The sequence below is a fragment of the Arthrobacter sp. NPDC056691 genome, assembly GCF_042791415.1.
GTDB lineage: Bacteria > Actinomycetota > Actinomycetes > Actinomycetales > Micrococcaceae > Arthrobacter.
Window position 1 is genome coordinate 19,348 of the sequence record NZ_JBHTXX010000004.1, and the last position, 26,275, is coordinate 45,622.

21 protein-coding genes, 1 pseudogene and 1 riboswitch are annotated in these 26,275 nt (G+C 68.1%); of the genes and pseudogenes, 6 read left to right on the top strand and 16 right to left on the bottom strand.

Going from position 1 to position 26,275, the window contains the following annotated elements:
• Positions 1–45: 45 nt before the first annotated feature.
• Entirely contained in the window at positions 46–1,128 is a 1,083-nt protein-coding gene (locus ACFRAU_RS05165; protein WP_377999094.1) for an amidohydrolase family protein, read from the bottom strand.
• Positions 1,129–1,163: 35 nt separating this feature from the next.
• A riboswitch (TPP riboswitch) is annotated at positions 1,164–1,271 on the top strand.
• Here ACFRAU_RS05165 and thiC point away from each other — a divergent pair.
• The gene (gene thiC, locus ACFRAU_RS05170; RefSeq protein ID WP_377999095.1) at positions 1,267–3,096 is read left to right on the top strand and encodes a phosphomethylpyrimidine synthase ThiC; all 1,830 of its coding nucleotides are present in this window, start codon (positions 1,267–1,269) and stop codon (positions 3,094–3,096) included. Its footprint overlaps the riboswitch before it by 5 nt.
• Before the next feature lie 112 nt (positions 3,097–3,208).
• Here the strand turns inward: thiC and ACFRAU_RS05175 are convergent, their stop codons facing one another.
• Positions 3,209–3,943 carry an alpha/beta fold hydrolase gene (locus ACFRAU_RS05175; protein WP_377997358.1) on the bottom strand — a complete coding sequence of 245 codons (735 nt, stop codon included), beginning with the start codon at positions 3,941–3,943 and terminating at the stop codon, positions 3,209–3,211.
• Positions 3,944–3,999: 56 nt separating this feature from the next.
• The gene (gene ffh / locus ACFRAU_RS05180; protein WP_377997357.1) at positions 4,000–5,580 is read right to left on the bottom strand and encodes a signal recognition particle protein; all 1,581 of its coding nucleotides are present in this window, start codon (positions 5,578–5,580) and stop codon (positions 4,000–4,002) included.
• An 84-nt stretch (positions 5,581–5,664) separates the two neighbouring features.
• On the opposite strand from ffh, the gene ACFRAU_RS05185 reads away from it, so the two are divergent.
• Positions 5,665–7,047 (top strand): glucose-6-phosphate dehydrogenase, encoded by a 1,383-nt coding sequence (locus tag ACFRAU_RS05185; protein ID WP_377999096.1) that lies wholly within the window; start codon positions 5,665–5,667, stop codon positions 7,045–7,047.
• Positions 7,048–7,140: 93 nt separating this feature from the next.
• Here the strand turns inward: ACFRAU_RS05185 and ACFRAU_RS05190 are convergent, their stop codons facing one another.
• Positions 7,141–7,479, bottom strand: a complete 339-nt coding sequence (locus ACFRAU_RS05190; protein ID WP_003806050.1) for a P-II family nitrogen regulator — start codon at positions 7,477–7,479, stop codon at positions 7,141–7,143.
• Entirely contained in the window at positions 7,476–8,834 is a 1,359-nt protein-coding gene (locus tag ACFRAU_RS05195) for an ammonium transporter (RefSeq protein WP_377999097.1), read from the bottom strand. The genes ACFRAU_RS05190 and ACFRAU_RS05195 overlap by 4 nt, the downstream gene beginning before the upstream one ends.
• A 227-nt stretch (positions 8,835–9,061) precedes the next feature.
• On the opposite strand from ACFRAU_RS05195, the gene ACFRAU_RS05200 reads away from it, so the two are divergent.
• Positions 9,062–10,309, top strand: coding sequence for an MFS transporter (locus ACFRAU_RS05200; RefSeq protein ID WP_377999098.1), 1,248 nt, complete (start codon positions 9,062–9,064; stop codon positions 10,307–10,309).
• A 60-nt stretch (positions 10,310–10,369) separates the two neighbouring features.
• On the opposite strand, the gene ftsY is transcribed toward ACFRAU_RS05200, so the two are convergent.
• The 7 genes and pseudogenes from ftsY to coaD form a co-directional block, all read right to left on the bottom strand.
• A complete protein-coding gene (gene ftsY / locus ACFRAU_RS05205) occupies positions 10,370–11,587 on the bottom strand; it encodes a signal recognition particle-docking protein FtsY (RefSeq protein ID WP_377995525.1) in 1,218 nt (405 codons plus the stop codon).
• Positions 11,588–11,651: 64 nt separating this feature from the next.
• Positions 11,652–15,254, bottom strand: a complete 3,603-nt coding sequence (smc, locus tag ACFRAU_RS05210) for a chromosome segregation protein SMC (protein WP_377999099.1) — start codon at positions 15,252–15,254, stop codon at positions 11,652–11,654.
• A 122-nt stretch (positions 15,255–15,376) separates the two neighbouring features.
• Positions 15,377–16,354: a bifunctional DNA-formamidopyrimidine glycosylase/DNA-(apurinic or apyrimidinic site) lyase gene (gene mutM, locus ACFRAU_RS05215; RefSeq protein WP_377999100.1), complete on the bottom strand. Its 978-nt coding sequence runs from the start codon at positions 16,352–16,354 to the stop codon at positions 15,377–15,379.
• A gap of 6 nt (positions 16,355–16,360) precedes the next feature.
• Positions 16,361–17,137 (bottom strand): ribonuclease III, encoded by a 777-nt coding sequence (gene rnc, locus ACFRAU_RS05220; protein ID WP_377999101.1) that lies wholly within the window; start codon positions 17,135–17,137, stop codon positions 16,361–16,363.
• 21 nt (positions 17,138–17,158) lie between these two features.
• Positions 17,159–17,362: a 50S ribosomal protein L32 gene (rpmF, locus tag ACFRAU_RS05225; protein WP_003806041.1), complete on the bottom strand. Its 204-nt coding sequence runs from the start codon at positions 17,360–17,362 to the stop codon at positions 17,159–17,161.
• Positions 17,363–17,398: 36 nt separating this feature from the next.
• Positions 17,399–17,923: a YceD family protein gene (locus tag ACFRAU_RS05230; RefSeq protein ID WP_377995529.1), complete on the bottom strand. Its 525-nt coding sequence runs from the start codon at positions 17,921–17,923 to the stop codon at positions 17,399–17,401.
• A gap of 148 nt (positions 17,924–18,071) precedes the next feature.
• Positions 18,072–18,568: pseudogene (coaD, locus tag ACFRAU_RS05235) on the bottom strand (pantetheine-phosphate adenylyltransferase); the annotation flags it as partial.
• A gap of 104 nt (positions 18,569–18,672) precedes the next feature.
• Between coaD and ACFRAU_RS05240 the strand changes: the two are divergent.
• Both ACFRAU_RS05240 and ACFRAU_RS05245 read left to right on the top strand, forming a co-directional pair.
• Positions 18,673–19,881, top strand: a complete 1,209-nt coding sequence (locus tag ACFRAU_RS05240; RefSeq protein WP_377999102.1) for an aminotransferase class I/II-fold pyridoxal phosphate-dependent enzyme — start codon at positions 18,673–18,675, stop codon at positions 19,879–19,881.
• Positions 19,882–19,883: 2 nt separating this feature from the next.
• Complete coding sequence (locus ACFRAU_RS05245) at positions 19,884–20,669, top strand: spermidine synthase (RefSeq protein WP_377999103.1); 786 nt, start codon at positions 19,884–19,886, stop codon at positions 20,667–20,669.
• Between the two features lie 38 nt (positions 20,670–20,707).
• Here the strand turns inward: ACFRAU_RS05245 and rsmD are convergent, their stop codons facing one another.
• The 4 genes from rsmD to ACFRAU_RS05265 are packed head-to-tail and all read right to left on the bottom strand — an operon-like array spanning position 20,708 to position 25,621.
• Positions 20,708–21,313, bottom strand: a complete 606-nt coding sequence (rsmD, locus tag ACFRAU_RS05250) for a 16S rRNA (guanine(966)-N(2))-methyltransferase RsmD (RefSeq protein ID WP_377999104.1) — start codon at positions 21,311–21,313, stop codon at positions 20,708–20,710.
• Positions 21,314–21,358: 45 nt separating this feature from the next.
• Positions 21,359–23,578, bottom strand: coding sequence for an ATP-dependent DNA helicase RecG (locus ACFRAU_RS05255; protein WP_377999105.1), 2,220 nt, complete (start codon positions 23,576–23,578; stop codon positions 21,359–21,361).
• Positions 23,575–24,573, bottom strand: a complete 999-nt coding sequence (locus ACFRAU_RS05260; RefSeq protein ID WP_377999106.1) for a DAK2 domain-containing protein — start codon at positions 24,571–24,573, stop codon at positions 23,575–23,577. Before ACFRAU_RS05260 ends, ACFRAU_RS05255 begins: the two co-directional genes overlap by 4 nt.
• A gap of 22 nt (positions 24,574–24,595) precedes the next feature.
• Positions 24,596–25,621 carry a thiamine-phosphate kinase gene (locus ACFRAU_RS05265; RefSeq protein ID WP_377995535.1) on the bottom strand — a complete coding sequence of 342 codons (1,026 nt, stop codon included), beginning with the start codon at positions 25,619–25,621 and terminating at the stop codon, positions 24,596–24,598.
• 122 nt (positions 25,622–25,743) lie between these two features.
• Between ACFRAU_RS05265 and ACFRAU_RS05270 the strand changes: the two genes are divergently transcribed.
• Complete coding sequence (locus ACFRAU_RS05270) at positions 25,744–26,271, top strand: DUF3515 family protein (RefSeq protein WP_377999107.1); 528 nt, start codon at positions 25,744–25,746, stop codon at positions 26,269–26,271.
• Positions 26,272–26,275 lie beyond the last annotated feature (4 nt).

Sequence of the window (26,275 nt, forward strand, 5' to 3'; positions counted from 1 at the left end):
CGGCGGCCTCTACATCTCTAAATTACTTGAAGCTTCAATTTATTCCTAATGCACGATCTTTCCCCGGAGCACCACATTCGTGAGGCTGCGGATGGTCTCCGGCACGGTCCGCGGGTCCTCCCGGCAGACCACCACGTCCGCGGCCGCCCCTTCCGCCAGGCCGTCGGCTCCCAGCCAGCGGCGCGCCCGCCAGCATGCCGCGTCCAGCGCCGCCGGTGCGGGCAGTCCGGCGGCGTGAAGTTCAAGGATTTCGTCCGCGATGCGGCCGTGGCGGATCACGCTGCCGGCATCCGTTCCCGCGTAAATTTCGACGCCGGCCTCATACGCTTCGAGGACGCGCTCCCGACGGCGGGTCCACAGTGAGCGCATGTGCTCCGCATACCGCGGAAACTTCGGCTCTGCCTGCGCGGCGATGTCCGGGAAGGTGGCGATGTTGATCAGTGTCGGCACGATCGGCACCTGCTGCTCGACGAGCCGCGGAATGTGCGTGGGCAGCAGGCCCGTGGCGTGCTCGATGCAGTCGATGCCGGCGTCCAGCATGTCATCCAGGGTGTCCTCCCCGAAGCAGTGCGCCGTGACCCTGGCCCCCTCGTCGTGGGCTGCCCGGACGGCGTCCCGCACGGCCGCGGCAGGGAACGACGGCGCGAGGTCGCCGGCGGTCCGGTCGATCCAGTCCCCCACCAGCTTGACCCAGCCGTCCCCTTCCCGCGCCTGCTTGCGCACCGCCTCCACGAGGCCCTCTGGCTCGACCTCCACGGCGAAGTTCCTCAGGTACCGGCGGGACCGTGCAACGTGCCGGCCGGCCCGGATGATCCGCGGCGTGTCGGCCCGCTGCTGCAGCCACCGGGTGTCGCTGGCGGCCCCGGCGTCGCGGACCAGCAGCGTGCCGGCGTTGCGGTCCGTCACGGCCTGGGCGTAGGCCACGTCGTCGTCCACAGCACCGCCCGGGCCCAATCCGATGTGGCAGTGGGCGTCCGCGAAACCGGGCAGGACCCAGCCGTCAAGAACGGCGTCCGGCCGCTGGCCCGGCGGATCAAACGTCAGCTTCCCGTCCACGGACCAGAGCCCGCGGCGTTCCTCATCCGCCGCAGTGAGCACGGGTCCGCTGAATTCGATGATGTGCGCCATGACACCAGCCTAAGCCGCAGCTGTGGTAGCTTCGTCTACGACCACACGGGGGCCCCTGCAGGGGCTGAGATCAGGCTGGCGCAGCCTGCGACCGTTGAACCTGTCCGGGTAATGCCGGCGAAGGAAGTGAGCAGTAAATTGAGCACCCAGAAATCACAGCTGATCCCTGCCCAGATTGATGCGGCCCAAAGTGAAGCCGCCGGTAGTGCTGCCGGCAGCGTCACGCAGTCGCTGAAATCCCATTCACTGGCCTATCTCGAAGGCGACGGCCTGCGGGTGCCGGTAACGGAAATCGCCCTTGAGCCTTCACCGAACGGCGAGCAGAACGAACCGCTGCGGGTTTACCGCACGGCGGGTCCGGGCAGCGATCCGGTGGTGGGCCTCGCGCCGTTCCGTTCGGAATGGATTGCGGCACGCGAAGACACGGAGCCGTACGACGGACGCGAACGGAACCTGCTCGACGACGGCAAGTCAGCCGTGCGCCGCGGCGCGGCTTCCGCCGAGTGGAAGGGCGCCCGGCCGGTGCCCCGCCGTGCGGCGGAAGGCAAGACCGTCACGCAGATGCATTACGCACGGCAGGGCGTCATCACCCCGGAAATGCGCTTCGTGGCCCTCCGCGAAAACTGCGATGTGGAACTGGTCCGGAGCGAACTCGCCGCCGGACGGGCCATCATCCCCACCAACATCAACCACCCGGAATCCGAGCCGATGATCATCGGCAAGGCGTTCCTGGTGAAGATCAACGCCAACATCGGCAACTCGGCCGTCACCAGCTCCATCGCGGAGGAGGTGGACAAGCTGCAGTGGGCCACCCAGTGGGGCGCCGACACGGTCATGGACCTGTCCACGGGCGACGACATCCACACCACGCGTGAGTGGCTCATCCGCAACTCCCCCGTACCGATCGGCACCGTGCCGATTTACCAGGCCCTGGAAAAGGTCAACGGCGAAGCGAACGCGCTCACCTGGGAAATCTTCCGCGACACCGTCATCGAGCAGTGCGAACAGGGTGTGGACTACATGACCATCCACGCCGGCGTGCTGCTGCGCTACGTGCCGCTCACGGCGAACCGCGTCACCGGCATCGTCTCCCGCGGTGGTTCGATCATGGCCGGCTGGTGCCTGGCCCACCACCAGGAAAACTTCCTGTACACCCACTTCGACGAGCTTTGCGAGATCTTCGCCAAGTACGACGTCGCCTTCTCGCTGGGTGACGGTCTTCGGCCGGGCGCGACGGCGGACGCCAACGACGCCGCGCAGTTCGCCGAACTGGACACCCTGGCCGAGCTGACCCAGCGGGCCTGGGAGTACGACGTGCAGGTCATGGTCGAGGGGCCGGGTCACATCCCGTTCCACCTGGTGCGCGAAAACGTTGAGCGCCAGCAGGAACTCTGCAAGGGTGCGCCCTTCTACACGCTGGGCCCGCTGGTCACGGACGTGGCCCCCGGCTACGACCACATCACCTCGGCCATCGGTGCCACCGAAATCGCCCGCTACGGCACGGCCATGCTCTGCTACGTCACGCCGAAGGAACACCTGGGCCTGCCGAACAAGGACGACGTGAAGACGGGCGTCATCACGTACAAGATCGCCGCGCACGCCGCCGACCTCGCCAAGGGGCACCCCGGCGCGAACGAGCGGGACGATGCACTGTCCAAGGCCCGGTTCGAGTTCCGGTGGCGCGACCAGTTCGCGCTGTCGCTCGACCCGGTGACCGCCGAGTCCTTCCACGACGAGACGCTGCCGGCGGAACCCGCCAAGACAGCGCACTTCTGCTCGATGTGCGGGCCCAAGTTCTGCTCCATGCGGATCAGCCAGGACATCCGGAACGAGTACGGCTCGGCCGAAGCCCAGGCCGCCCTCGCCGAAATGGCGGAGGGCATGCGCGAGAAGAGCCAGGAATTCCTCGCTGCGGGCGGAAAGGTGTACCTGCCCGAGCTGCGGCTTCCGGAGTCGGCGCGCAACTAACGGCTCCCGGGGTTCTGTCCGGCTGGCATTGGGGGCCGGCCGGGCGGGCTCCCGGAACGTCCGTCAGGACGCTGTGTCTCTCAGACGCTGTGTCTCTCAGACGCTGAGTCCGTCAGGAGGCCCTCGGCTGGTCCCGGCGGCTGACTTCGGCGATGAACGCGCGAATGTAGCGGTCGCCTTCCGGTGAGTCGTGCGGCCGGTGCCCGCCCGCAGCGATGCGGTGCACGGCGCCGGTCTCGCGCAGGTAGCCGGCTATTTCCTCGTACAGCGGCTCCCAGCCGCCGGTGAGGACCAGGGTGGGTACTCCCGGCACGATCTGCAGCGGCGCCTGCCACGGCGGTGCCTGCAGGCGCAGCCGGCGCGCGGCGCGCTTCGCTTCGGGGGTGCTCGGCTCCGGTGTGTCCGCGGCGAAGGCGCGGCGCAGGAACTCGCGTTCGTAGTCGTCATCGCCGAGCTGGTGCCGTACCTCGAACAGCGGCTCCATCAGGGCGCGGTGCGCGGCGGTGGCAGGCAATTCTGCGGTGAGCGACAGGCAGGCCGGTTCCACGAGCGTCAGCGAGAAGACCAGGTCCGGGCGTTCGACGGCGGCCATCATCGCGGCGATGGCGCCCTGCGAATGCGCCACCACGTGGCCCCCGGCGGCCCCGCGGCCGTCATCAGCCAGGGACCGCAGCACAATGCGGGCGTCCTCGGCGAAGTCGGTCTCCAGCGGTTCGGCCTCGGCGTCAAAGCCGTGGCGCCGCAGGAACAGGGCGTCGTACTGCAGGGCCATGCCGTGCTGGCGCGGCCACGCCGCTGAGCCGAAATTGCCGGCACCGTGCACGAACACTACCCGCTGCTTATACATGACCCAACCTTATGGCAGCGGTCTGACATCGGCGCCGGCCGACATGACCGAGCGCCCTAATTGCCGCCCATGAACTTGTCGAAGCCCTTCGGCAGGTTCAGCTGGGACGGATCGAAGTCGCCGGACTGCTGGCCGAAGGCAGCTCCGGTGGGCACCGCCTTGGATGCCCCTGCCCGCCGGGCCTCCGCCTCGCGAAGCTCCTGTGCCGCCTTGGCAGGATTGCCGGAGCGGGCCTTCTTCTTGGGCGCGTTCTTGCCGCCCTTGCGGGCACCGCCTGCGCCCATGCCGGGCATCCCGGGCATTCCCGGCATGCCGCCGCCCTGGGCCATCTTCTTCATCATCTTCTGGGCCTGGGCGAAGCGTTCCAGCAGCCCGTTGACCTCGGACACGTGCACGCCCGAGCCGCGGGCGATGCGGGCCCTGCGCGAACCGTTGATGATCTTCGGCGCAACGCGCTCGTGCGGGGTCATCGAGCGGACAATGGCCTCCACCCGGTCGATTTCGCGCTCGTCGAACTGCTCCAGCTGCTGCCGGATGTTCTGCGCGCCGGGCATCATCATGAGCATCTTCTTCATGGAGCCCATTTTGCGGATCTGCTGCATCTGCGCGAGGAAGTCATCCAGCGTGAAGTCCTCCTGGTCGGCGAACTTCTTCGCCATCCGGGCGGCTTCTTCCTTGTCCCAGGACTTTTCAGCCTGCTCAATGAGGGACAGGACGTCACCCATGTCCAGGATGCGCGAGGCCATCCGGTCCGGGTGGAACAGTTCGAAGTCGTCCAGGCTTTCACCGGTCGAGGCGAACATCACCGGCTTGCCGGTGACCGACGAAACGGACAGCGCGGCGCCGCCGCGCGCGTCGCCGTCGAGCTTTGACAGCACGATGCCCGTGAAGTTCACGCCCTCGTCGAAAGCGGTGGCCGTGTTGACGGCGTCCTGGCCGATCATGGAGTCGATCACGAAGAGGACTTCATTGGGCACAATGGCCCGGCGGATCTGCCGTGCCTGCTCCATCATGTCGGCGTCGACGCCGAGGCGGCCGGCGGTGTCCACGATGACGACGTCGTGCAGCTTCTGGCGCGCTTCATCGACGCCGGCGCGTGCCACGGCGACGGGGTCGCCGGCCGGGTGTGCCAGCTCGGAGGTGGCGCCCGGGTGCGGCGCGAAGACGGGAACTCCCGCGCGCTGGCCCACTACCTGCAGCTGCGTCACGGCGTTGGGGCGCTGGAGGTCACAGGCGACAAGGATGGGGCTGTGGCCCTGTGCCTTCATCCACTTGGCGAGCTTTCCGGCCAGGGTGGTCTTGCCGGCACCCTGGAGGCCGGCGAGCATGATGATCGTGGGCCCTGTCTTGGCCATCCGGATGCGCCGCGTCTCGCCGCCGAGGATCTCAACAAGCTCCTCGTTGACGATCTTCACGATCTGCTGGCTGGGGTTCAGGGCCCCGGAGACCTCGGCGCCCAGCGCGCGCTCACGGACCCGCCCGGTGAATTCCCGGACCACGGGCACCGCAACATCCGCATCCAGCAGGGCGCGCCGGATCTCGCGGACCGTGGCGTCGACATCTGCCTCGGTGAGGCGGCCCTTGCCGCGAAGGTTCTTGAAGGTTGCTGTCAACCGGTCAGAGAGTGAATTGAACACGCGCCGTGCACTTCTTTCAGTGGATGTACGGGACTCGACTATCTAGGGTATCAAGACACGCCTTCAAGATGGCATGCTGGCAGGGTGACGAGCCAAACGACTGTAAGAACCCTGCTCATCCTCGGTGCCTCCGGCGATCTCACCGGCCGGCTCCTCCTCCCCGGCCTGGCCAGGCTGGTAGCCACCGGCCGCGCCGCCGGCCTGTTGCTCGTGGGGGCCGGTTCGGATCCGTGGTCACGGGAACAGTGGCAGGAACGCGTGCACACCGCCTTTGACGCCGCCGCCGAAAAGGCGGACGACGCCGGCAAGGACGCGCTGGCGGCCATGGCAAAGTCCACGGAGTACCATCAGGCCGACGTCACCGCGGACGGCCCGCTCGCGCAGCTCCTGGCCGGCCTCGAGGGTCCGGTCGCCGTCTACTTCGCCCTGCCGCCCCACGTGAGCCAGAAGGCCTGCGAAATCCTGCGCCCGGAGCAGGTCCCCGCCGGCACCCGGCTGGTCATGGAGAAGCCCTTCGGCTCCGGCGAGGAGTCCGCCCGTGAACTCAACCGGACGCTCCTGACCTTGGTCCCCGAGGACCACATCCACCGCGTGGACCATTTCCTGGGCAAGGCCACTGTCCTGAACATCCTCGGCCTGCGGTTCGCCAACAACTTCCTGGAGCCGGTCTGGAACCGCCAACACATCTCCAAGGTGGAAATCATCTTCGATGAGGACCTGGCGCTCGAGGACCGGGCGCGTTACTACGACGGCGCGGGAGCACTGCGCGACATGATCCAGAGCCACCTGCTGCAGATCATGGCGCTGCTGGCCATCGAACCGCCGGCCACCATCGGCGAGCGCGACCTCCGCGATGCCATCGGCGCGGTCCTAAGGGCCAGCAGCATCAAGCCGCCGTACACGGACAGCACCCGGCGGGCGCGCTACCTCGCGGGCAGCCTCAACGGCAAGGACGTCCCCGATTACGCGCGCGAGGACGGCGTGGACCCGGACAGGCACACGGAGACCCTGGCCGAGGTCCGCGTGGACATCGATAACTGGCGATGGAAAGGCGTGCCGTTCATCCTGCGCTCCGGCAAGGCCCTCGGGGACAAGCGCAAGGAAGCGGTGGTCACCTTCCGGCCGGTTCCGCACCTGCCCGCCGGCTTCACAGGCCGGGACGCCCCCAACAAGCTCCGGATCGGGTTCGGTCCGGACACCCTGGAGCTCGACGTCGACGTCAACGGCCCCGGGGACATCTTCAGCCTGGACCGCGCCGCGCTTGTGGCCGAGCTCAACGCCTCCGAGCTGCTGCCTTACGGCGAAGTGCTGGAAGGCGTCCTGAGCGGCGATCCCCTGCTGTCCGTCAGGGGCGACACCGCAGAGGAGTGCTGGCGGATCGTGGAGCCGGTGCTGGCTGCCTGGGCAGCGGGCAAGGTTCCGCTGGAGGAATACCGGGCGGGCTCCGACGGGCCCGCCCCGAAATAGGCTTCCCGCCTCAACCAGGCTTAACGCGAAGGGAGGGCCGGCCACCGTTGTATGGTGGCCGGCCCTCCCGCTGCGTTGGGCTGGTGGCAGGTGCTAGATGGCGGCTACGCCGCGTTCACCCGTCCGCACCCGCACTGCTTCGAAGACATCGACCGTCCAGACCTTGCCGTCGCCGGCGCGGCCCGTGTTGGAGCTGGCGATGATGACATCAAGGATGTCGTCAGCCTGTTCGTCCGTTGCCAGCACCTCGACGCGGATCTTGGGCAGCAGGTCCACGTTGTACTCGGCGCCGCGGTAGACCTCGGTGTAGCCGCGCTGCCGGCCGTAGCCGCTGGCCGCGCTGACCGTCAGGCCCTGGACCCCGTAGGCCTCCAGGCCTTCGCGGATCGACTCGAGCTTCTCCGGACGAACGATTGCTGTGATCAGTTTCATGCCCCCACGCTTTCCTTACCTGTTGCTGCTTCTGTCTTCTTGCCGTCGCTGCCTGCAGGAACCGCGTCCGTGCCGCTGGTGTGCCCGCCGGTGATCAGCTCATGCAGGGGCTGGAAGCTGCCGCCGTGGCCGCCGACGCCGAACTCGTAGGCGGTTTCTGCGTGCAGGCTGAGGTCCACGCCCACCGCTTCCTGCTCCTGGGAGACACGGAAGCCCATGGTCTTGTGGATGGCCAGCGCGATGATCGTGGTCAGGATGGCCGAGTAGGCGATCGAGATCCCTGCTGCCGCCAGCTGGGCCCAGAGCTGCGTGAAGCCGCCGCCGTAGAACAGGCCGCCGCCCACGCCGTCGGTCGGAAGAGCGATGAAGCCGAGGGCCACGGTGCCGATGATGCCGGAGACAAGATGCACGCCCACGACGTCCAGCGAGTCATCGAAGCCCCAGCGGAACTTGAGGCCGACGGCGAGGGCGGAGGCCACACCGGCAACGACGCCGAGTCCGAGGGCACCGACCGGGCTGACGTTTGCACAGGCCGGGGTGATGGCGACGAGGCCGGCGACGACACCGGAGGCAGCACCCAGCGAGGTGGGGTGGCCATCACGGACACGTTCGGTGACCAGCCAGCCGAGCATGGCAGCAGCCGGAGCGGCGAGGGTGTTGACCCAGATCAGGCCGGCCTGTTCCGCGGTGGTGGCGGCGCCGCCGTTGAAGCCGAACCAGCCGAACCACAGAATGGCCGCGCCGAGCATGACGAACGGGATGTTGTGCGGGCGGTGGTTCGGGTCCTTGCCGAAGCCCTTGCGGTTGCCGATGATGAGGACCAGGATCAGTGCTGCCACACCGGCGTTGATGTGAACCACGGTGCCGCCGGCGAAGTCGATCGCGGGGCCGAGGGCCTTGCCGATGGCACCCTCGGGACCGAAGAGGCCGCCACCCCAGACCATGTAGGCGAGGGGGCAGTACACCAGGGTGACCCAGACAGGCACGAAGACGCTCCAGGCGCCGAACTTGGCGCGGTCTGCGATCGCGCCGCTGATGAGGGCAACCGTGATGATTGCGAAGGTGGCCGCGTAGCCAACCTTGATGAGGCCGTCAGGGGCGGTGATGCCCTCGAGGCCGAACGTGGCGAACGGGTTCCCGACAATCTCCAGGAAACCCTCACCGGAGCTCATCGATGCGCCCCAGAGTACCCACACCACGCCGACCATGCCGATGGAGATGAAGCTCATCATCATCATGTTCAGTGCTGCCTTGGCGCGCGTCATGCCGCCGTAGAAAAATGCCAGACCTGGTGTCATGAACAGCACAAGTGCCGCCGCCACCATGAGCCATACGTGACCTGCGGTAAGTTCCATGGTGCACGTCCTCCCTTGATCGAATGCTGCGGAGTGATCCGCCTGCCCAACGCCTTTTGCGTCCTGAATCAAGTTTTGCCGCGGTGTGTTTCGCTGGCGGAGGATTTAGATTGCCGGTCTGTTACAACAACCTCCCTGACGTAAATGGTGCATATCCTGCTTGTTACGGTTATGTTTCAGCCGCCACAAATGCCCGTCCCGCCCGTTTCGCAAGGATTCCCCGCTTCATGACGCCACTCCCCCGTAACGCCGCGGGCAAACCCCGGTTCAGTGTGGGCCGCCGCACCGACGGCACTCCGCTGCCACGTGACATCAAGGTGATGCTGGTCGCAGCCTTCCTAATCGCGCTGGGCTTCGGCCTCGTGGCTCCGGTGCTGCCTCAGTTCGCCACCACGTTCGACGTCGGGGCTACGGCCGCCGCCGTCATCGTAAGTATCTTTGCGTTCATGCGGCTGCTGTTCGCGCCCGCCGGCGGCGCCCTCATCGGCAGGCTCGGCGAGCGGCCGGTCTACGTAGCCGGGCTGCTCATCGTGGCGGCGTCCACCGCCGCCTGCGCCTTTGCCCAGAGCTACTGGCAGCTGCTGGTGTTCCGCGGGCTGGGCGGCGCGGGGTCGGTCATGTTCACAGTGGCCTCGATGGCCTTGGTCATCAGGCTGGCGCCGCCGGAGAGCCGTGGCCGGGTATCGGGTGCGTACGCGTCGGCGTTCCTGATCGGCAACGTCTGCGGGCCGATCGTCGGCGGCCTGCTGGCGGGCTTCGGCCTGCGCGTCCCGTTCCTGGCCTACGCCGGCGCCCTCGTCCTCGCGGCCCTGGTGGTGCAGACGCAGCTCAGCCATGTACCCGGGTCAGCCCGAGGCGAGGCAACGGGCGCGCCGGCCATGAAACTCGGCGAGGCCGTCGGCGACAGCGCCTACCGGGCAGCCATGCTCTCCAGCTTCGCGAATGGCTGGGCGACGTTTGGCGTGCGCATGGCCACGGTGCCGCTGTTTGCCGTCACGGCCCTGGGCTCCGGCCCAGGGGCGGCCGGCTGGGCGCTGGCAGTCTTCGCTGCCGGGAACGCCCTCGCCCTGACCGTATCGGGCCGGCTGGCGGACAGCCTGGGCCGGAAGCCGATGATGGTGGCCGGGCTCGTGGTCACCGGCGCGGCCACCGCGGGGATCGGACTCACCCAGGGGCTCGGATGGTTCCTCGCTGCGTCGATGCTGGCGGGAGTGGGTGCCGGAATGCTGAACCCGGCGCAGCAGGCGGCGGTTGCCGATGTGATCGGCCGCGAACGCTCGGGCGGACCGGTGCTGGCGGCCTACCAGATGACCTCCGACATCGGCGCCATCCTCGGACCAGTGCTGGTTGGCCTGCTGGCGGACCGGTTTGGTTACAGCTGGGCGTTCGCTGCGACCGGCGCCGTGCTGCTGGTCGCCGCCCTGGGCTGGCTGGCCGCGCGGGAGACGGTGCAGCGGACTAACCCAACTGTGTAGCAGCAGGGGGCGTTCCCACGGCTGGGAACGCCCCCTGCTGCTACCTACTTGGGGTTCGGACTAGTTCAGGAGGGCGTCGACGAAACCCTCGGTCTCGAACGGTGCGAGGTCGTCCGCGCCCTCGCCGAGGCCGATGAGCTTGACGGGCACGCCGAGGCTCTTCTGGATGGCGACGACGATGCCGCCCTTCGCGGTTCCGTCCAGCTTGGTCAGCACGATGCCGGTGATGTTGACGACCTCGGCGAAGACCCGGGCCTGGTTGAGCCCGTTCTGGCCGGTGGTGGCGTCCAGCACCAGGAGGACCTCGTCAACCTCGGCCAGCTTTTCGATGACGCGCTTGACCTTGCCGAGTTCGTCCATCAGGCCCACTTTGTTCTGCAGGCGGCCGGCGGTGTCGATCATGACGACGTCGACTTCCTGGTCGATGCCTGCCTTGACGGCCTCGTAGGCCACGGACGCCGGGTCCGCGCCGTCGATGTCGGACTTCACGGTGGGAACCCCCACGCGCTGTCCCCAGGTGGCCAGCTGCTCGGCGGCTGCGGCACGGAAGGTGTCTGCCGCGCCGAGCAGGACGTCCTTGTCCTCCGCAACGAGGACACGGGCCAGCTTGCCCACCGTGGTGGTCTTGCCCACGCCGTTGACGCCGACCACCATCATGACGGCGGGCCGGTCGGCGTGCCGGTCAATCCGCAGGCTCCTGTCCATGGAGGGATCCACGATCTTGATGAGCTCCTCCCGGAGCAGTGCCTTGACGTGCTCGGGGTCGCGCGCGCCCAGGACCTTGACGCGTTCGCGGAGCGCGTCCACCAGCTGCATGGTCGGTTCGGTGCCGAGGTCGGCCAGGAGCAGGGTCTCCTCCACCTCGTCCCAGACGTTCTCGTCGATCTTGTCGCTGGAGAGCAGTGCCAGCAGGCCCTTGCCGAGGACGTTGTTGGACTTGACCAGGCGTTCCCGGAGACGGGTGAGCCGCCCGGCCACGGGCAGCGGAGTCTCCACCGGGATGGCTTCCAGGCCGGCAGCGTCATCCGGAACCTCGCCTTCCAGCCCTTCAAGGTCGACGGCGTCAGGAGCCTGGCGGTCAGCAGGCGCGGTGGGCGCGGCCGGGCGGTCCTCGAGAAGGGTCCCTCCGCCCCCGAGGGGCTCAACGGGGTCGTTGGCGTCCCGGGTGCCGCGGTACTGGTTGCCGGATTTCCGGGCCTTCATCAGCACCGGGACCAGCCCGCCGATGACTACCAGGGCAGCAAGAATGGGCAGAAGAATGGGGATGATGTCATTCACACCCCTAGCTTCTCACAAGCCGCAGGCGGCACGGACGGCCGGGGCGCCGTCGTCCTGGAGGACCCTAGACGTCAGCTCCGAGCCGCTGGCTGATGACGGTGGACACGCCGTCGCCCCGCATCGTCACGCCGTAAAGCGCGTCGGCCACCTCCATGGTCCGCTTCTGGTGCGTGATCACAATCAGCTGGCTGGATTCCCGGAGCTCTTCAAAGATCGTAATGAGCCGGCTGAGGTTTGTGTCATCGAGGGCGGCTTCAACCTCGTCCATGACGTAGAACGGCGACGGCCGGGCCTTGAAGATGGCCACGAGCAGGGCCACTGCGGTCAGTGACCGTTCGCCGCCGGACAGCAGGGACAGCCGTTTGATCTTCTTGCCCGCGGGCCTGGCCTCGACCTCAATGCCGGTGGTGAGCATGTCCGCGGGATCGGTCAGCACCAGCCTGCCCTCGCCGCCGGGGAAGAGCCGGCCGAAGACACGCACGAACTGGGCCGAGGTGTCCGCGAAGGCCTCCGAGAAGACCTTCTGCACGCGGTCATCGACTTCCTTGATGATGTCCAGCAGGTCCTTGCGGCTGGCTCTGAGGTCCTCCAGCTGCGTGCTGAGGAACTGGTGGCGTTCCTCCAGAGCGGCGAATTCCTCCAGCGCCAGGGGGTTGACCTTGCCCAGCGACGACAGGTCACGTTCGGCCTTGCGGAGCCGCTTTTCCTGCTCCGCGCGGACGAACGGCACGCCTTCCACCACCGGCTGGCCCCCGGCGTCGACCGGGGCCCGCAGCGCCGCCCATTTGTCCGTGGAAGCGGCCGCGGGCAGGGGCACCGGCTGGTCCGGCCCGTAGTCTGCCACGAGCTGGTCCGCGGTCAGTCCCAGCTCGTCCACCGACTTCGTTTCCAGCGCCTCGATCCGGAGCCGCTGCTGGGCACGGGCCAGCTCGTCGCGGTGAACCGAGTCAGTCAGTTCCGCCAGTTCGCGGGCCAGCGCATCGTTCGCCGTGCGGATATTGGCCAGTTCACGGTCCCGCCGCTCCCGTACCTGCTCGGCGTGGTCCCGTTCCCGGCTGGCCAGCTCCACGGAGACATCGCTGAAGCGGATCAGCTGTTCCGCCGCGGCCGAGACTGCCGCCGCCCGCCTGGCCTGGATCCTTCGACGGCGCGCCCGCTCGGCCGCCTGCTCACGCGCCCTGCGTTCCGCGGCCGCCGCGCGTTCCAGCGAGGTGGCCCTGTTGCGGATGGCTGTGAGCTGTTCTTCCCGGCTGCGCAGCGACAGCCGGGCTTCCATTTCGGCGGACCGCGCCTGCGACGCGGCCAGGGCCAGCGCATCACGCTGCCCGGTGGACGGTTCCTCCTCGGCCGGGGCCTCCTGGGCCGCCGCCAGCCGGGCGGTCACCGCCGTCAGCGCCTCCTGTTCGGTGACGATGTTTGCCTCGGCACGGGCCAGCGACGCCGCCAGCCGTTCGCTTTCGCCGACGGCGCTGCGCAGGACCGAGTTGAGGTGGCCCAGCCGTTCGGCTACTGCGGCCAGCCGGGCATCCGATTCGTGCAGGCGATCCAGCGCGGCGTCCGCCCGTTCCTGCGCTTCAGAGCGGCGGGCCTCGGCGGCAGCGAGGGCAAAGCGGCACTGTTCCAGCCCGGCGGTGACGGCCGTCAGCCGGGACGCGGCGTCGTCGACGGCCGCCTGAACCTCAAGCAGCGAGGGCGCCTTCGCGGAACCGCCGGTGACAGTCAAAGCGGTGAACACGTCGCCTGCCAGGGTCACGGCGGTGAGGTCGGGGTGCCGGGCGACGAGGTCCGCCGCGGTGTCATGGTCCCCGACGACGGCGGTGGCAGCGAGCAGTATCCGCACGGCCTCCGCCGTGGTTCCGGAGGCCGTCACCAGGTCCGCTGCCGGACGGGCACCGGCCGGCAGCGCACAGGATGCGGCAGCGCCTTCGGTAGCTGGCGTTCCTGCGGGAGGGGAAGCGGCCTCGAGCAGCAGTGTGGCCCGGCCGGCGTCGTCGTCCCGCAGGAGGCGCACCAGTTCTGCTGCCGTTTCGGCATCCCGCACCACGATGGCGTCCGAAGCGCTGCCCAGGGCTGCCGCAACGGCGGCCTCATAGCCCGGTTCAACGGTCAGGGCCGCCGCCAGCGGGCCAATGGTGCCGGGCACCCCGGCACCGAGGACATGCTCGGAGCCGTCCTTGCGGTTGAGTCCCAGCTGCAGGGCTTCGTGCCGCGCCTTCAGCGCGTCCCGTTCACGGACGGCGTCGCGTTCGGTGCTCTTGAGCGAATCGATCTCAACGAGGATGCCGTCGAGGGCGGCGCTGGCGTCCTCGTATTCGGCGTCAAGGGTTTCCTCGCCGTCCTCGACCCCCGCCACCTGGGATTCGAGCGCGGTGAACTCGAACTGGGCGTGCCGGCGGCGCTCATCGCCGGCGGCAAGGGATTCGCGCAGCCTGCCGACTTCGGCCTGGGCAGATTCCACCTTTGACCGTGCTGCCCCCACCTGGCCCGCCAGGCGTGCCAGGCCCTCACGCCGGTCGGCGGCGGCCCGCAGCGCGGCGGTGAGCCGCTTCTCCTCGGCCGCGGCGGCGTCCTCGGCCGCTGACTTGGCGGCAGTGGCGGCATCCAGCGCGGCGCGTCCTTCGAGGATGTCCCTTTCCAGCTCCGCCTGCTCGCCGCGGACCCGTGCGGCCTGCCGCTCCAGCTGTTCCGGGTCCCTGCCCGGCTCCGGCGCCGGGTCTGCGGAGCCAAGCAGGCGGCAGCGTTCCTGGGCCAGGGACGCGAGCGAACGCAGGCGTTCCCGTCCGGCGGAGAGCTGGTACCACGTGTCCCGGGCGGCGTTCAGCCGGGGGGTCGCCTCGGCCGCGAGCTGCTCCAGGGACGCCTGCCCCCTGCGTCCCTCGTCGAGTTGGGTTTCGACGACGGCGCGCCGCGCCTTGAGCGCAGACTCGTCGGCGATGTCCTGTGCCAGGGTGTTCTGGAGCTGGACCAGGTCATCGGCCAGCAGCCTGGCCCGGGCATCGCGGACCTCGAACTGGACGGTCTGCGCGCGCCGTGCCACCTCGGCCTGCTTGCCGAGGGGCGTGAGCTGCCGGCGGATTTCCGCGGTCAGGTCGCTGAGCCGCTGGAGGTTGGCCTGCATCGCCTCCAGCTTGCGGACGGTCTTCTCCTTGCGCCGCCGGTGTTTGAGGATGCCGGCGGCTTCTTCGATGAAGCCCCTGCGGTCCTCGGGAGTGGCGTGCAGCACCCGGTCCAGCTGGCCCTGTCCCACGATGACGTGCATTTCGCGGCCGAGTCCGGAGTCGGAGAGGAGTTCCTGGATGTCCAGGAGCCGGCAAGCCGAGCCGTTGATGGCGTACTCGGAACCGCCGGTGCGGAACAGCGTGCGGGAGATGGTGACTTCGCTGTATTCGATCGGCAGGGCGCCGTCGGTGTTGTCGATGGTGAGCGAGACGTGCGCGCGGCCCAGCGGCGGGCGGCCGGACGTGCCGGCAAAGATGACGTCCTCCATTTTGCCGCCGCGGAGGGTCTTGGCGCCCTGCTCGCCCATGACCCAGGCAAGGGCGTCCACCACATTGGACTTGCCCGAGCCGTTGGGACCGACGACTGCCGTGACGCCAGGCTCAAAGTCGAACGTCGTGGCCGACGCAAACGACTTGAAGCCCCGGACGGTCAGACTTTTGAGGTGCAAAGTTTTTCAGATCTCCATAGGTGGCGGCAGCGGCTGCTTGTCATCCACCAAATCTAGTGGCTGGCGGGCCGGGATCCCCGGATTTACGGCGCTTCGGGCCCTCCGAAGCTGGGTGGCAATTGTCACCAGCGGCCATTGCGTGGCCGCGGCTGGCACACGGGGCAGGTGTAGGAGGAACGGTTCATGAACTGCTCGCGCTTCAGGATGCTGCGGATCCCCGCAGCCGCACAGCGGCGGCATTCCTCACCCTCCCTGCCGTAAGCGTTGAGCGACCGCTCAAAATAGCCGGACGCGCCATTGACGTTGACGTACAGGGAATCGAAGCTGGTCCCGCCGGCGGCCAGGGCATCGGTCATCACGTCGCGGGCGGCGGCGAGCACGCGCTCGGCGTCGGCCCGCCGGAGGGTGTCGGTGGGCCGCGCATAGTGCAGCTTTGCCCGCCACAGGGCCTCGTCAGCGTAGATGTTGCCGATCCCGGAGACGAGCCCCTGGTCCAGCAGTGCGCGTTTGAGTCCGGTCTTCCGCTTCCGGAGGCGGCGGTAGAAAGTGTCAAAGGAAAAGTGCGGATCCAGGGGGTCGCGCGCGATGTGTGAGGCTTCCTCCGCAATGACCGGCACCGGGTCCTCCGCGATCCCGCCGGGCCCGCCGTCATCCGTGGGAACGAGCGTGGTGACGAACAGGCCGCCGAAGATCCGCTGGTCCACGAACCGCAGCTGCTCCGGCATGGTTCCCGCCGGGCTCAGCCGCAGGCGGATCTTCAGGTGCTTCTCGTCCGGAGCGGAGCTGTCCTGCATCAGGAGCTGCCCGCTCATGCCAAGGTGGGCCATGAGGGCGACGCCCGGCACCCCGGAATTGGCACTGCCCGAACCGCCATGAGCGCGCGGGGCGCCGTCCTCCTGCAGCGGCATCCAGAGGAACTTGCCCCGGCGGACGACGTCGAGGACCTTGGCTCCCTCAAGGTCCCCGGCGAAATCCTCGGGTCCCAGGGCGTGCCGGCGGACGGACCTGGGGTCAACCACGTCAACGCCGGTGATGGTCCGGCCGCGCACCCAGTTGACCAGGCCGCGGCGGACCACCTCGACTTCGGGAAGTTCAGGCACGGGCGCTTAGCTGCCCGCGGCGGAATCCGACGGGGCCGCCTTGGCGTCCTCCGCTGCAGGGTCCGCGCCAGCGAGTGCAGACTCGGCACCCGAGGCTTTGGCTTCCGCACCGGAAAGCTTCCGCCAGGCATCCGCGGCAGCTTCCTGCTCGGCTTCCTTCTTGGAGTGGCCGGAGCCTTTTCCGTAGGCGGTTCCGCCGATCTGGAGTACGGCGACAAAGGTACGCGCGTGGTCCGGGCCGGAGCCCTCCACAGCGTAGTAGATGCTGCCCAGCTGCCGTCCGGCGGCCAGCTCCTGGATGCTGGTTTTCCAGTCCGTGCCGGCACCGAGGGCGGCGGCGTCCTTCAGGAGCGGTCCGATCAGCCGCATCACCAGCTGGCGGGCGGTCTCGATGTCGTTGGACACGTAGGTGGCGCCAATGAGGGCTTCCATGGTGTCGGCCAGAATCGAGGCCTTGTTCTTGCCTTCGGTGAGCTTCTCCCCCTGGCCGAGGTAAATGTAATCCCCGATGCCCAGGCTGCGGCCGATGCCGGCGAGAGCCCGGGTACTCACCACGGCCGACCGGCGCTTGGCGAGGTCGCCCTCGGGAAGCGTGGGGTTGTCGCGGTACAGCGCATCGGTGACGGAGAAGCCCAGGATGGAGTCGCCCAGGAACTCAAGGCGCTCGTTGGTGGGTATGCCGCCGTTTTCGTAGGCGTACGAACGGTGTGTCAGAGCAAGACGAAGCGTCCCGGCGTCAATGAAGACACCGAGACGCTTCAGAAGCTCTTCAGTTGAAGACATCCTGATCAGCTTGGAGGCCGATTAGACGTCCGCGACCTTGCGGCCCTTGTACTCAAGGAACAGCGCAGTGCCAGCCGAGTCGGTGACGACCTTTGCCTGGTGCGGCAGGCTGTAGGTGACCTGGCCGTTCTCGATGGTCTTCACCAGGTGGGGGGCAGTTGCCTTCCACTGGGAGCGGCGGGCGCGGGTATTCGAGCGAGACATTTTCCGCTTGGGAACAGCCACGGCTAACTCATTTCTCTCTAGAAAAACACTTACAAATCAATTTTGCCGGTCAGGCTTAGCCAGATCAGCTAGGGCAGCCCAGCGAGGATCTACGACCTCGTGGTGGTGCCCCGGCTCGTCTTCCAGGCGCGCTCCACATTCGGAACACAGGCCCTGGCAGTCTTCCCGGCACACCGGCTGGAACGGCAGCATGGTAACAACTGCGTCCCGCAACACCGGCTCAAGATCGATCAGATCGTGCTCGACTCGACGTTGCTCTTCATCGTCTTCCTCGTCGGAAGGCAGTGCGCCTTCGTAGAAGAAAAGTTCTTGCACATTGACCTCAAGGTCATACGCAAGGGGATCCAGGCATCGGCCGCACTCACCTTTAACTTCGGCGAACGCGGTTCCTGATACCAGAATTCCTTCGTGTACGGCCTCAAGCCTCAGGTCGAGCTCGATATCCGAGCCTTCCTGAACGCCAATGAGCGCCACGCCGAGATCCCCCGGCGCGGGTACATGTTCCGTCAGTGTACGCATGCTCCCCGGACTGCGTCCGAGGTCCTTGACATCGAACATCAAGGGCGAACTTGCATCTCGCTTAATGAGAACTCCTGTTGAACATATGACCGACGTACCATCTTAGCCTGAACTCCCTGACGGACTCAAACCGGATGCCACGCCGGGGCACGCGGCCGGCGTGCACCGGAAACGTACCGGACAAGCCTACCCCCTGACGGGCTGGGCTGCTCAAGGCGCGCCCGAAAGAAGCCGTTTCAGCACCGACCTGGGCACGTACTCAGAGACACTGCCGCCGAGGGTGGCCACTTCCTTGATCAGGGTCGATGACAGGTGAAGGTAGTGCGCTTCCGCCGGGAGGAACACGGTCTCCACTCCGCTCAGCTGGCGGTTCATCGTCGCCATGGGCAGTTCGTAGTCAAAGTCCGACGACGACCGCAGCCCCTTCACGATGGCGGACACTCCGCGCTGCCGGCAGTACTCCGCCAGGAGCCCTTCCCCGACGGGTTCCACGACGATGCCCCGAAGGGAGGCCAGCGTCTCCCTGGCCATCTCGATCCGTTCCTCGAGCGGAAAACGGTACTTCTTGGCATAGTTGGTGGACACGGCGACGATCACTTCATCAAACAGGCTCGCGGCTCTGGCGATGACCTCGAGGTGTCCATTGTGGATGGGGTCGAAGGAGCCTGGGCATACGGCGCGTCTCATGCTCCGAACCTACCGTATCGGCGGCCCGGGATACCATGACTGGGGCACCGGCCGCCCACGCGCCCGCGGCTGAAGAGAGTGCTGAACAGACAGGCAGGAAACCTATGACACAAACACTTCCGGCACCCTGGCAGCGTGCGGCCACCGGGGCGAACCTGCTGGCAAGTGACGGCGCTTTGGGCGTGACGATCTTCGAGGAGATGACCACGCTGGCCCTGCAGACCGGCGCCATCAACCTGGGGCAGGGTTTCCCCGACGAGGACGGCCCCGCGGAGATCAAGGCGGCCGCCCAGGCCGCGATCGCCGAAGGCTCCAACCAGTACGCGCCCGGCAAGGGGATCCCCCAGCTCCGGAAGGCCGTGTCCGCACACCAGAACCGGTTCTACGGACTGGAACCGGACCCGGACACTGAAATCATCGTCACCACCGGCGCCACCGAGGCAATCGCTGCGTCCCTGCTGGCCTTCGTCGGCCCCGGCGATGAGGTCCTGACCTTCGAGCCGTTCTACGACTCCTACGGCGCGATCATTGGGCTCTCCGGCGCCACGCATGTCACTGCCCCTCTGCTGGCCCCCGATTTCCTGCCTGATTCCGCAGCCCTCGAAGCGGCCTTCACCGACCGCACCAAAGTCGTGCTGCTGAACAACCCGCATAACCCCACCGGCGCGGTCTTCCCGCGCGAGGTGCTTCAGCGCGTCGTCGACCTCGCCCGGAAGCATGACGCGATCATCATCACCGACGAGGTTTACGAACACCTCACGTTCGGCGTCCGGCACATACCGGTGGCCACGCTGCCGGGGGCCGCCGACAGGACGGTCACCATCTCCTCGGCGGGCAAAACGTTCTCCTTCACCGGCTGGAAGGTCGGCTGGCTGAGCGGCCCCGAGCACCTGGTAGCGGCGGTCCGGACCGTGAAGCAGTTCCTCACGTACAGTTCCGGCACCCCGTTCCAGAGCGCCATTGCCACCGGACTGGCCCTGCCCGACGAGTTCTACGAGGGCATCTCCGCCACGCTGCGGAAGAAGCGCGACATCCTGAGCGAGGGGCTGCGCGCGGCCGGCCTGGACGTGTTCACGCCCGACGGCACCTACTTCGTCAACGTGGACACCTCGCCGCTGGGCATCCGGGACTCGGTGGACCTGGCCCGCCGCCTGCCCGGGCTGGTGGGCGTGGCGGCGATCCCGGTGCCTGTGTTCTGCCACCCCGAGGGCGCAGAGCGGACGCGCAGCCTGCTGCGGTTCGCGTTCTGCAAGCGCGACGAAGTCCTCGAGGAAGCCGCCGCGCGGCTGGCGACGCTCCAGGACAGGCTCTGACCATGGCCGACGGCGGCGCCCGGGCCACGCGCTTCCTGCGCGCCACCGGCCAGCACGCCGTCATAGAACCGGATACCTATACAGACGGCGGGTTCGTGCTCAGCATCGGCGGAGCGGAGCAGTCCCATGTGGACCTGGCCGATCCCGAGGACATCTTCTACGAATACCTGCGCCGCATCGGGCACATCGTGGACCTCGCCGCGCCGTGGGGTGAACCCATCCGCGCGCTGCACCTGGGCGCCGGCGCCCTGACCCTGGCACGGTATATCCAGGCGACCCGCCCCGGCTCCGTGCAGTACGCCGTCGAGCTGGAGCGGGAGCTGCTGCACTTCGTGCTCGAGCGGCTGCCGCTGCCGGACGGCACAAACCTCCACACCGTCATCGGTGATGCGCGCGCCGCCCTGTCGGAGCTGCCCGCGGACCTCCGTTTCGACGTCGTCATCCTCGACATCTTCTCCGGGCCGGAGGCGCCCGCGCATATCGCCTGCACAGAGTTCTACCAGGAAGCCGCCGCACGCCTCACGGAACGGGGCGTGCTGATCGTGAATGTCGGCGACGAGCCGGGCCTGACGCTCGTGCGGAGCCAGGTGGCAGCGCTGCGAAGGGCCATGACGGACGTCGCCGCCTGTGCCGAATCCGGGATGTTCACGGGAAAATATCCGGGAAACATCATCCTGGCCGGCACCAGGAAGCCGTGGCCGCCCCCGTGGTCCGCCGCCCTCACGGCACGCGGACCCCATCCGGCCAAGGTCCTGGCAGGAGTGGAGCTGGACCGGTTGTCGGACTAAGCCGGTTGTGGGACTAGCGTCGCCCCTCAGACAAGGAACTAGTCCTCGGCCGCCAGCGCGACGTCCACTTCCTGGCCGCTGGACGGTTCGGCGTACCACAGCCGGGTCTCGCCGTATTTCTTCTCGGCGAAGCGCTCCAGTCCTTCCGGCCATCCGGGTTCGGTAGCCCGCGATGAGCGTTCCACCACCACCACCGCACCCTCGCTGAGGTGCGGTGCAAGCTTCTCCAGGACAGACGCCAGCGCCGGCTCTTCGAGGGGGTATGGCGGATCCAGGAAGGCGACGTCCCATCTGGCGTCCCCGGCGACCCGGTCGAGGAAGGACTCCACCTTGGAGCGGTGGACCGTGACGGCCTTGCGGTCCAGGACTCCGTTGATGAGATCGGCGTTGCGCTGGCACACGGCGCTGGCCTTCGCGTCGAACTCCACGAGATCGACGGTTTCAGCCCCCCTGCTGGCGCTCTCCACCCCAAGCGCCCCCGACCCGGCGTACAGGTCCAGGACCCGGGCACCGCCGAGCACGTCGAACGCGTCCAGCCGGGAAAACAGTGCCTCCTTGACCCGGTCCGTGGTGGGTCGCGTCAGGGACCCCGACACGTTGGCCAGCGGGGTTCCGCCAGCGGCACCGGCAACAATCCTGCTCATGCCCCGGCCCCCGCCAGTGCCGGCCCGGGCGGGAGGGGGTTCGTGCTAGCCGCGTTCAAGGAACGCCTCCTTCTCGGGATTCAGGTACTCGTCAATGGCCTCGGCAAGCGCCGCGTAGCCGGTCAGGGCGGCGTCTGCGGCGACGATCTTCTGCGCGTCCTGGCGGGCCCGGGCGATGATGTCCTCGTGCTCGAGCACGCGGAGCAGCTTCAGCGTGGACCGGCCACCGGACTGCGAGGCTCCGAGGATGTCGCCCTCGCGGCGCAGCTTCAGGTCCTCCTGGGACAGCTCGAATCCGTCGGTGGTGGCCGCCACGGCGTCCAGCCTGCGCCGGCTCGGGTGCCCCGGTTCGAGCGTGGTCACGAGCAGGCACGTGCCCGGCAGCCCGCCCCGGCCCACGCGCCCGCGGAGCTGGTGAAGCTGGGAGATGCCGAAGCGGTCCGCGTCCAGGATGACCATCAGGGTGGCGTTGTGCACGTCCACGCCCACCTCGATGACGGTGGTGGAGACGAGCAGCTTGGTCTGGTTGGCGGTGAAGGAAGCCATGGTCTCTGACTTCAGCACCGGGTCCTGGCGTCCGTGGAGCGGCGCCAGCGCCACTCCGGCCAGGGCCGGTTCCACTTTGAGGTGCTCGACGACGGCGGTCACGGAAGCCAGCTCGCGTGCGGATCCGTCCCCCTCCAGTTCCCCGGGATCAGGTTCCGCTTCACCGGGAGTGAAGTCGCCGTCGTCGTCCGCCCCGATCTTGGGGCACACGACGTACACCTGGTGTCCTGACTCGATCTCCTCACGGGACCGGGTCCAGATGCGGGCTGCCCAGGCGGGGTTCTCCGCGAGTCCCACGACGTGTGTGGTGATGGGCGCCCGGCCTGCGGGCAGTTCGTCAAGCACGGACGTTTCGAGGTCGCCGAACACCGTCATGGCTACGGTCCTGGGGATCGGAGTGGCGGTCATGACCAGCAGGTGCGGCGGCTTGCTGGCCTTGGCACGCAGGGCATCGCGCTGTTCCACGCCGAAGCGGTGCTGCTCGTCCACCACGATGAGGCCCAGATCGAAGAAGGTGACGTTGTCGCTCAGCAGCGCGTGCGTGCCGATGACGATCCCGGCGGTTCCGGAAGCGGCGTCGAGCAGCGCCTGCTTGCGCGCAGCGGTGGGCATGGAGCCGGTGAGCAGGCTGACCTGCACAGAATGGTCACCCAGTCCGCCCAGGAGACCGTCGCGGGCCAGCGGGCCGAGGGTGCGCCGGATGGAGTCGAAGTGCTGTGCCGCCAAGACTTCCGTGGGTGCCAGCAGCGCAGCCTGTCCCCCGGCGTCGACCACCTGGAGCATGGCCCGCAGCGCCACGATGGTTTTGCCGGAGCCGACCTCGCCCTGCAGCAGCCTGTTCATGGGCCCGTCCTGCGACAGCTCCGCGGAGAGGGTCTTGCCGACGGCGGACTGGCCGGCGGTCAGGGTGAACGGCAGCTGGCGGTCGAAGGCCGCGAGCAGCCCCTCCGGCACGGGTCGCCGGGCGGTGGCCTCCTCGGAAGCAAGCTGGGCGCGGCGCCGGGCAAGGGCGGACTGGAGGACCAGCGCCTCCTGGTAACGGAACCGGTCCCTGGCCGTGCGCCAGTCCTCCGCGGTCTCCGGGGCATGGATGAGCCGGTAGGCCTCGGGCAGCGGCAGGAATTTCTCGCGGGCCGAAATGGCCGCCGGCAGCGGATCCCGCAGTGCTTTCAGGTCCGCGGTTTCCAGCAGGGTTTTCACGACTTTCTGGATGGACCAGCTGGTGAGGTGTGCGGTGGCCGGGTAGATCGGGATGGGCATGGCTGCGAGCTTCTCCGGGTCCATGCCCGGGACATCCGGGTCCTCATCCAGCAGCTGGTAGTTCGGGTTCGTGAGTCCCAGGGAACCTGCATAGCGCGTCACTTTCCCGGAGAACATTGCCCGCCTGCCGGGCAGCAGCTCCGCCTTGGCGCGGCGGCCGTTGAAGAAACTGATCTTCAGCGTGCCCGTTCTGCCGTCGTCGGTAATGACGACGTCGGTGATGGAGCCTTTCCGGGCGCGCATCTGCCGGGTGCCGTTGGAGACGACGCTGGCGATGAGGGTGACGTCCTCGTCGAGCGGCAGTTCGCTGATGGGCGTCAGTTCACCGCGGTTGAGGTACCGGCGCGGATAGTAGTTGAGCAGGCCGCCCACCGTGGTGATGCCCAGGTGCTTTTCGATCACGCCGGCGGAGCGCTTGCCGACCCGGCGCTCCAGGCCGAGTTCCAGTTCGACGTTCATCGTCCTTCTGCGCTCACTTCTCCCGACGGGTCCCGGGGCAGGGCGAGCTCGCTGACAGACACGTCGGCCGGATCGCCCAGCGACCTGATCATGGCAAGGGCGGGGAGCGCGTCCGGGACGTGCACGTGGACCCGCCACCGGTACCGGCCCTCGGCGTCCGCGGAAGGGCCGACCTGGCTCATGATTACGGAGTCCCCGAGTTCATCCAGGCGCTGCCGGAGCGTGGCGGCGTCCAGCGGGGACAGGCTGATGGTGCACATGACCTCAACGCCGTCGTCGTCCGGCATGTCGGTGTGGATGTGGGGGTCCTGAAGGTCGTAGCCGTGCAGGCCGTCCAGCAGTTCGCTGCGCAGCTCCTCGCCGAGCACCGCCGAACGGAGGCAATCCAGAATCAGCAGCATGCCCACACCGCCGGCGTCCACCACGTGCGCGGCCTGCAGGGCATCAAGCTGCCCCTCCGTGCGGACCACGGCCTCAAGGGCAGCCTCCACAGCCGCATCCAGGACCAGTCCCAGCGCGTGGTTGCTGTCGTTGCCGTTCTGGCCTGCGTCGACGGCGGCCGCGGCCCGGCCTGCTGCTTCCATTACGGACAGCATGGTGCCGGGAACGGGGTCGCTCAGCGCGGACCAGGCCCTGATCTGAGCCCGGTTGAGGGCGGCGGCGAGGAGCGAGGAGGTCAGCCTGGCATGGCCGGCCAGCGGTTCGGCCGCGGCGCAGAGGAACACGGAGAACAGCGTGCCGGAGTTCCCTTTGGCCTGCTCCATCGCCGCCTGGCCGGCACGCGCCAGAACCGCACCCACGTCATTGTGCTGTGCATGGTGGCCGGCGGGGGCGGGTTCGGCGGCGGCATCCTGCAGCGCCCGGGATGCGGCACGGACGGTGAGGTACAGGTTGGTTCCGGTGTCACCGTCCGCCACGGGGAAGATATTGATGGCATTCAGGCGGTCGCTGTGGTTGCCCAGTGCGGTTTCGGCCTTGCCCAACCACCGCTTCATCGCTTGCGCGTTCGCGGCAACCTTAGTCTGCAAAGTGATCCCATCCCACGGAGTCAGCGGTCCGTCCCGCGATCGTCACGCCCGGCGCCTTGTCTGCGCCGCAGGCCTGTACTGAGCCTATCCCAGTAAACCCGGGCGGCACCTGCACGCCCGCCGGGAATGTGGCCAGAAGCCCGTGGTCTTCCCCGCCGCCGAGCACCCAGGCGCGCGGGTCGGCGCCCAGCAGGGTGGCCGCCGGGCGGAGGGGCCCGGCGAGCCGGCCAAGTTGCCCCGGATCCAGGTCCAGCACAACGCCGCTTGCCACGGCCAGCCTGGTTCCGTCCCGGACCAGGCCGTCGGAAATGTCCATCATGGCCGTGGCGCCGGACAGGCGCGCCAGGGGCCCGGCCTCCAGGGGCGGCTCCGGCCGGCACTGAAGCTCAAGCAGTGACAGCAGCTCTGGCGTAAGGGAACTCACATGATGACTGGACTCCAGCAATGCCAGCCCGGCGGCGGCCCAGCCTGCCCGCCCGGCGATGGCCACCGTGTCACCTTCGCGGGCACCTGACCGCAGGACCGGCTGGCCGCCGTCGAGCGTGCCGAGGACTGCAACCGTGACGGACAGCTCGCGGCCGCGGCCAAGGTCGCCGCCGGCGACAGAGCAGGCGCCCGCCCCCAGCTTGCTGATGGCAGCGGTGAGGCCGTCCGCCAGGTCCTCCACCCATCCGACCGGCGTGGCCGGGGGCATGGTCAGGCTGACCACCATGGAGGTTGCCGACGCGCCCATGGCGTTGATGTCGCTGAGGTTCTGCGCGGCGGCTTTCCATCCGACGTCATAGCCGGTGGTCCGGTAGCCGTTGTTCCACTCAAGCCGGAAGTCCTGGTCCTGGACCTGGGTGTCGATGCTGATGACCGTCCTGCCGTCCGGAACCGCAACAATGGCGGCGTCATCGCCCGGTCCAAGGACCACGGCTGCACTGTGCAGGGCGCTGAGTTCCAGGCGCGGGAAAATCCGTGCCAGAAGCTCCGCTTCGGACAGTTGGGCGACAGTCAATGGTGTTTGGGGCACGCCACTACGCTACCGCCACGGACGGACATTTTCGGCTGGCGTGTTTCCGCCCCGGCAAGCAAGGAGTGCGGACGGCACTTCGGCGGTCCGTCCGGCTCCGCGCGGAACGATAGGCTTGAAGGATGCATTACCCGCCTGTCCACAAAGCTGCCCAGAAACCTGCCCCGAAATCCGTCCGCAGGCTTGGGCTGGCAGCGGCCGCCGCGCTCACTGGACTGGCGCTGGGCGGCTGTTCACCCGCCGTCGACGTCGCCCCCGCCGCCGACGCAGCCAATCCGGCCTGCGCGCCGATGATGGTGGCACTTCCGGATGCCATCGGCGATGCCCGCCTGCGGAAGACGAACAGCCAGGCCACAGCCGCCTGGGGAGACCCGTCGCAGGTGGTCCTGCGGTGCGGGGTCAACGTCCCCGGGCCCACCACTGACCGCTGCGTCAGCGTCAACGACGTCGACTGGGTGATCAAGGAGGGCAACCCCGTGTGGACGCTGACCACCTACGGCCGGGAACCCGCCACAGAAATCCTGATGGATCCGGACAAGATCAGCTCGGCCACTGTCCTCGCTGATCTGTCCGGCGCAGCCGCGAAGATCAAGGCCAGCCGCAAATGCGTGGGCCAGCAGGAAGTCCAGGACCTGCCCACCAGCAAGTAGGCAG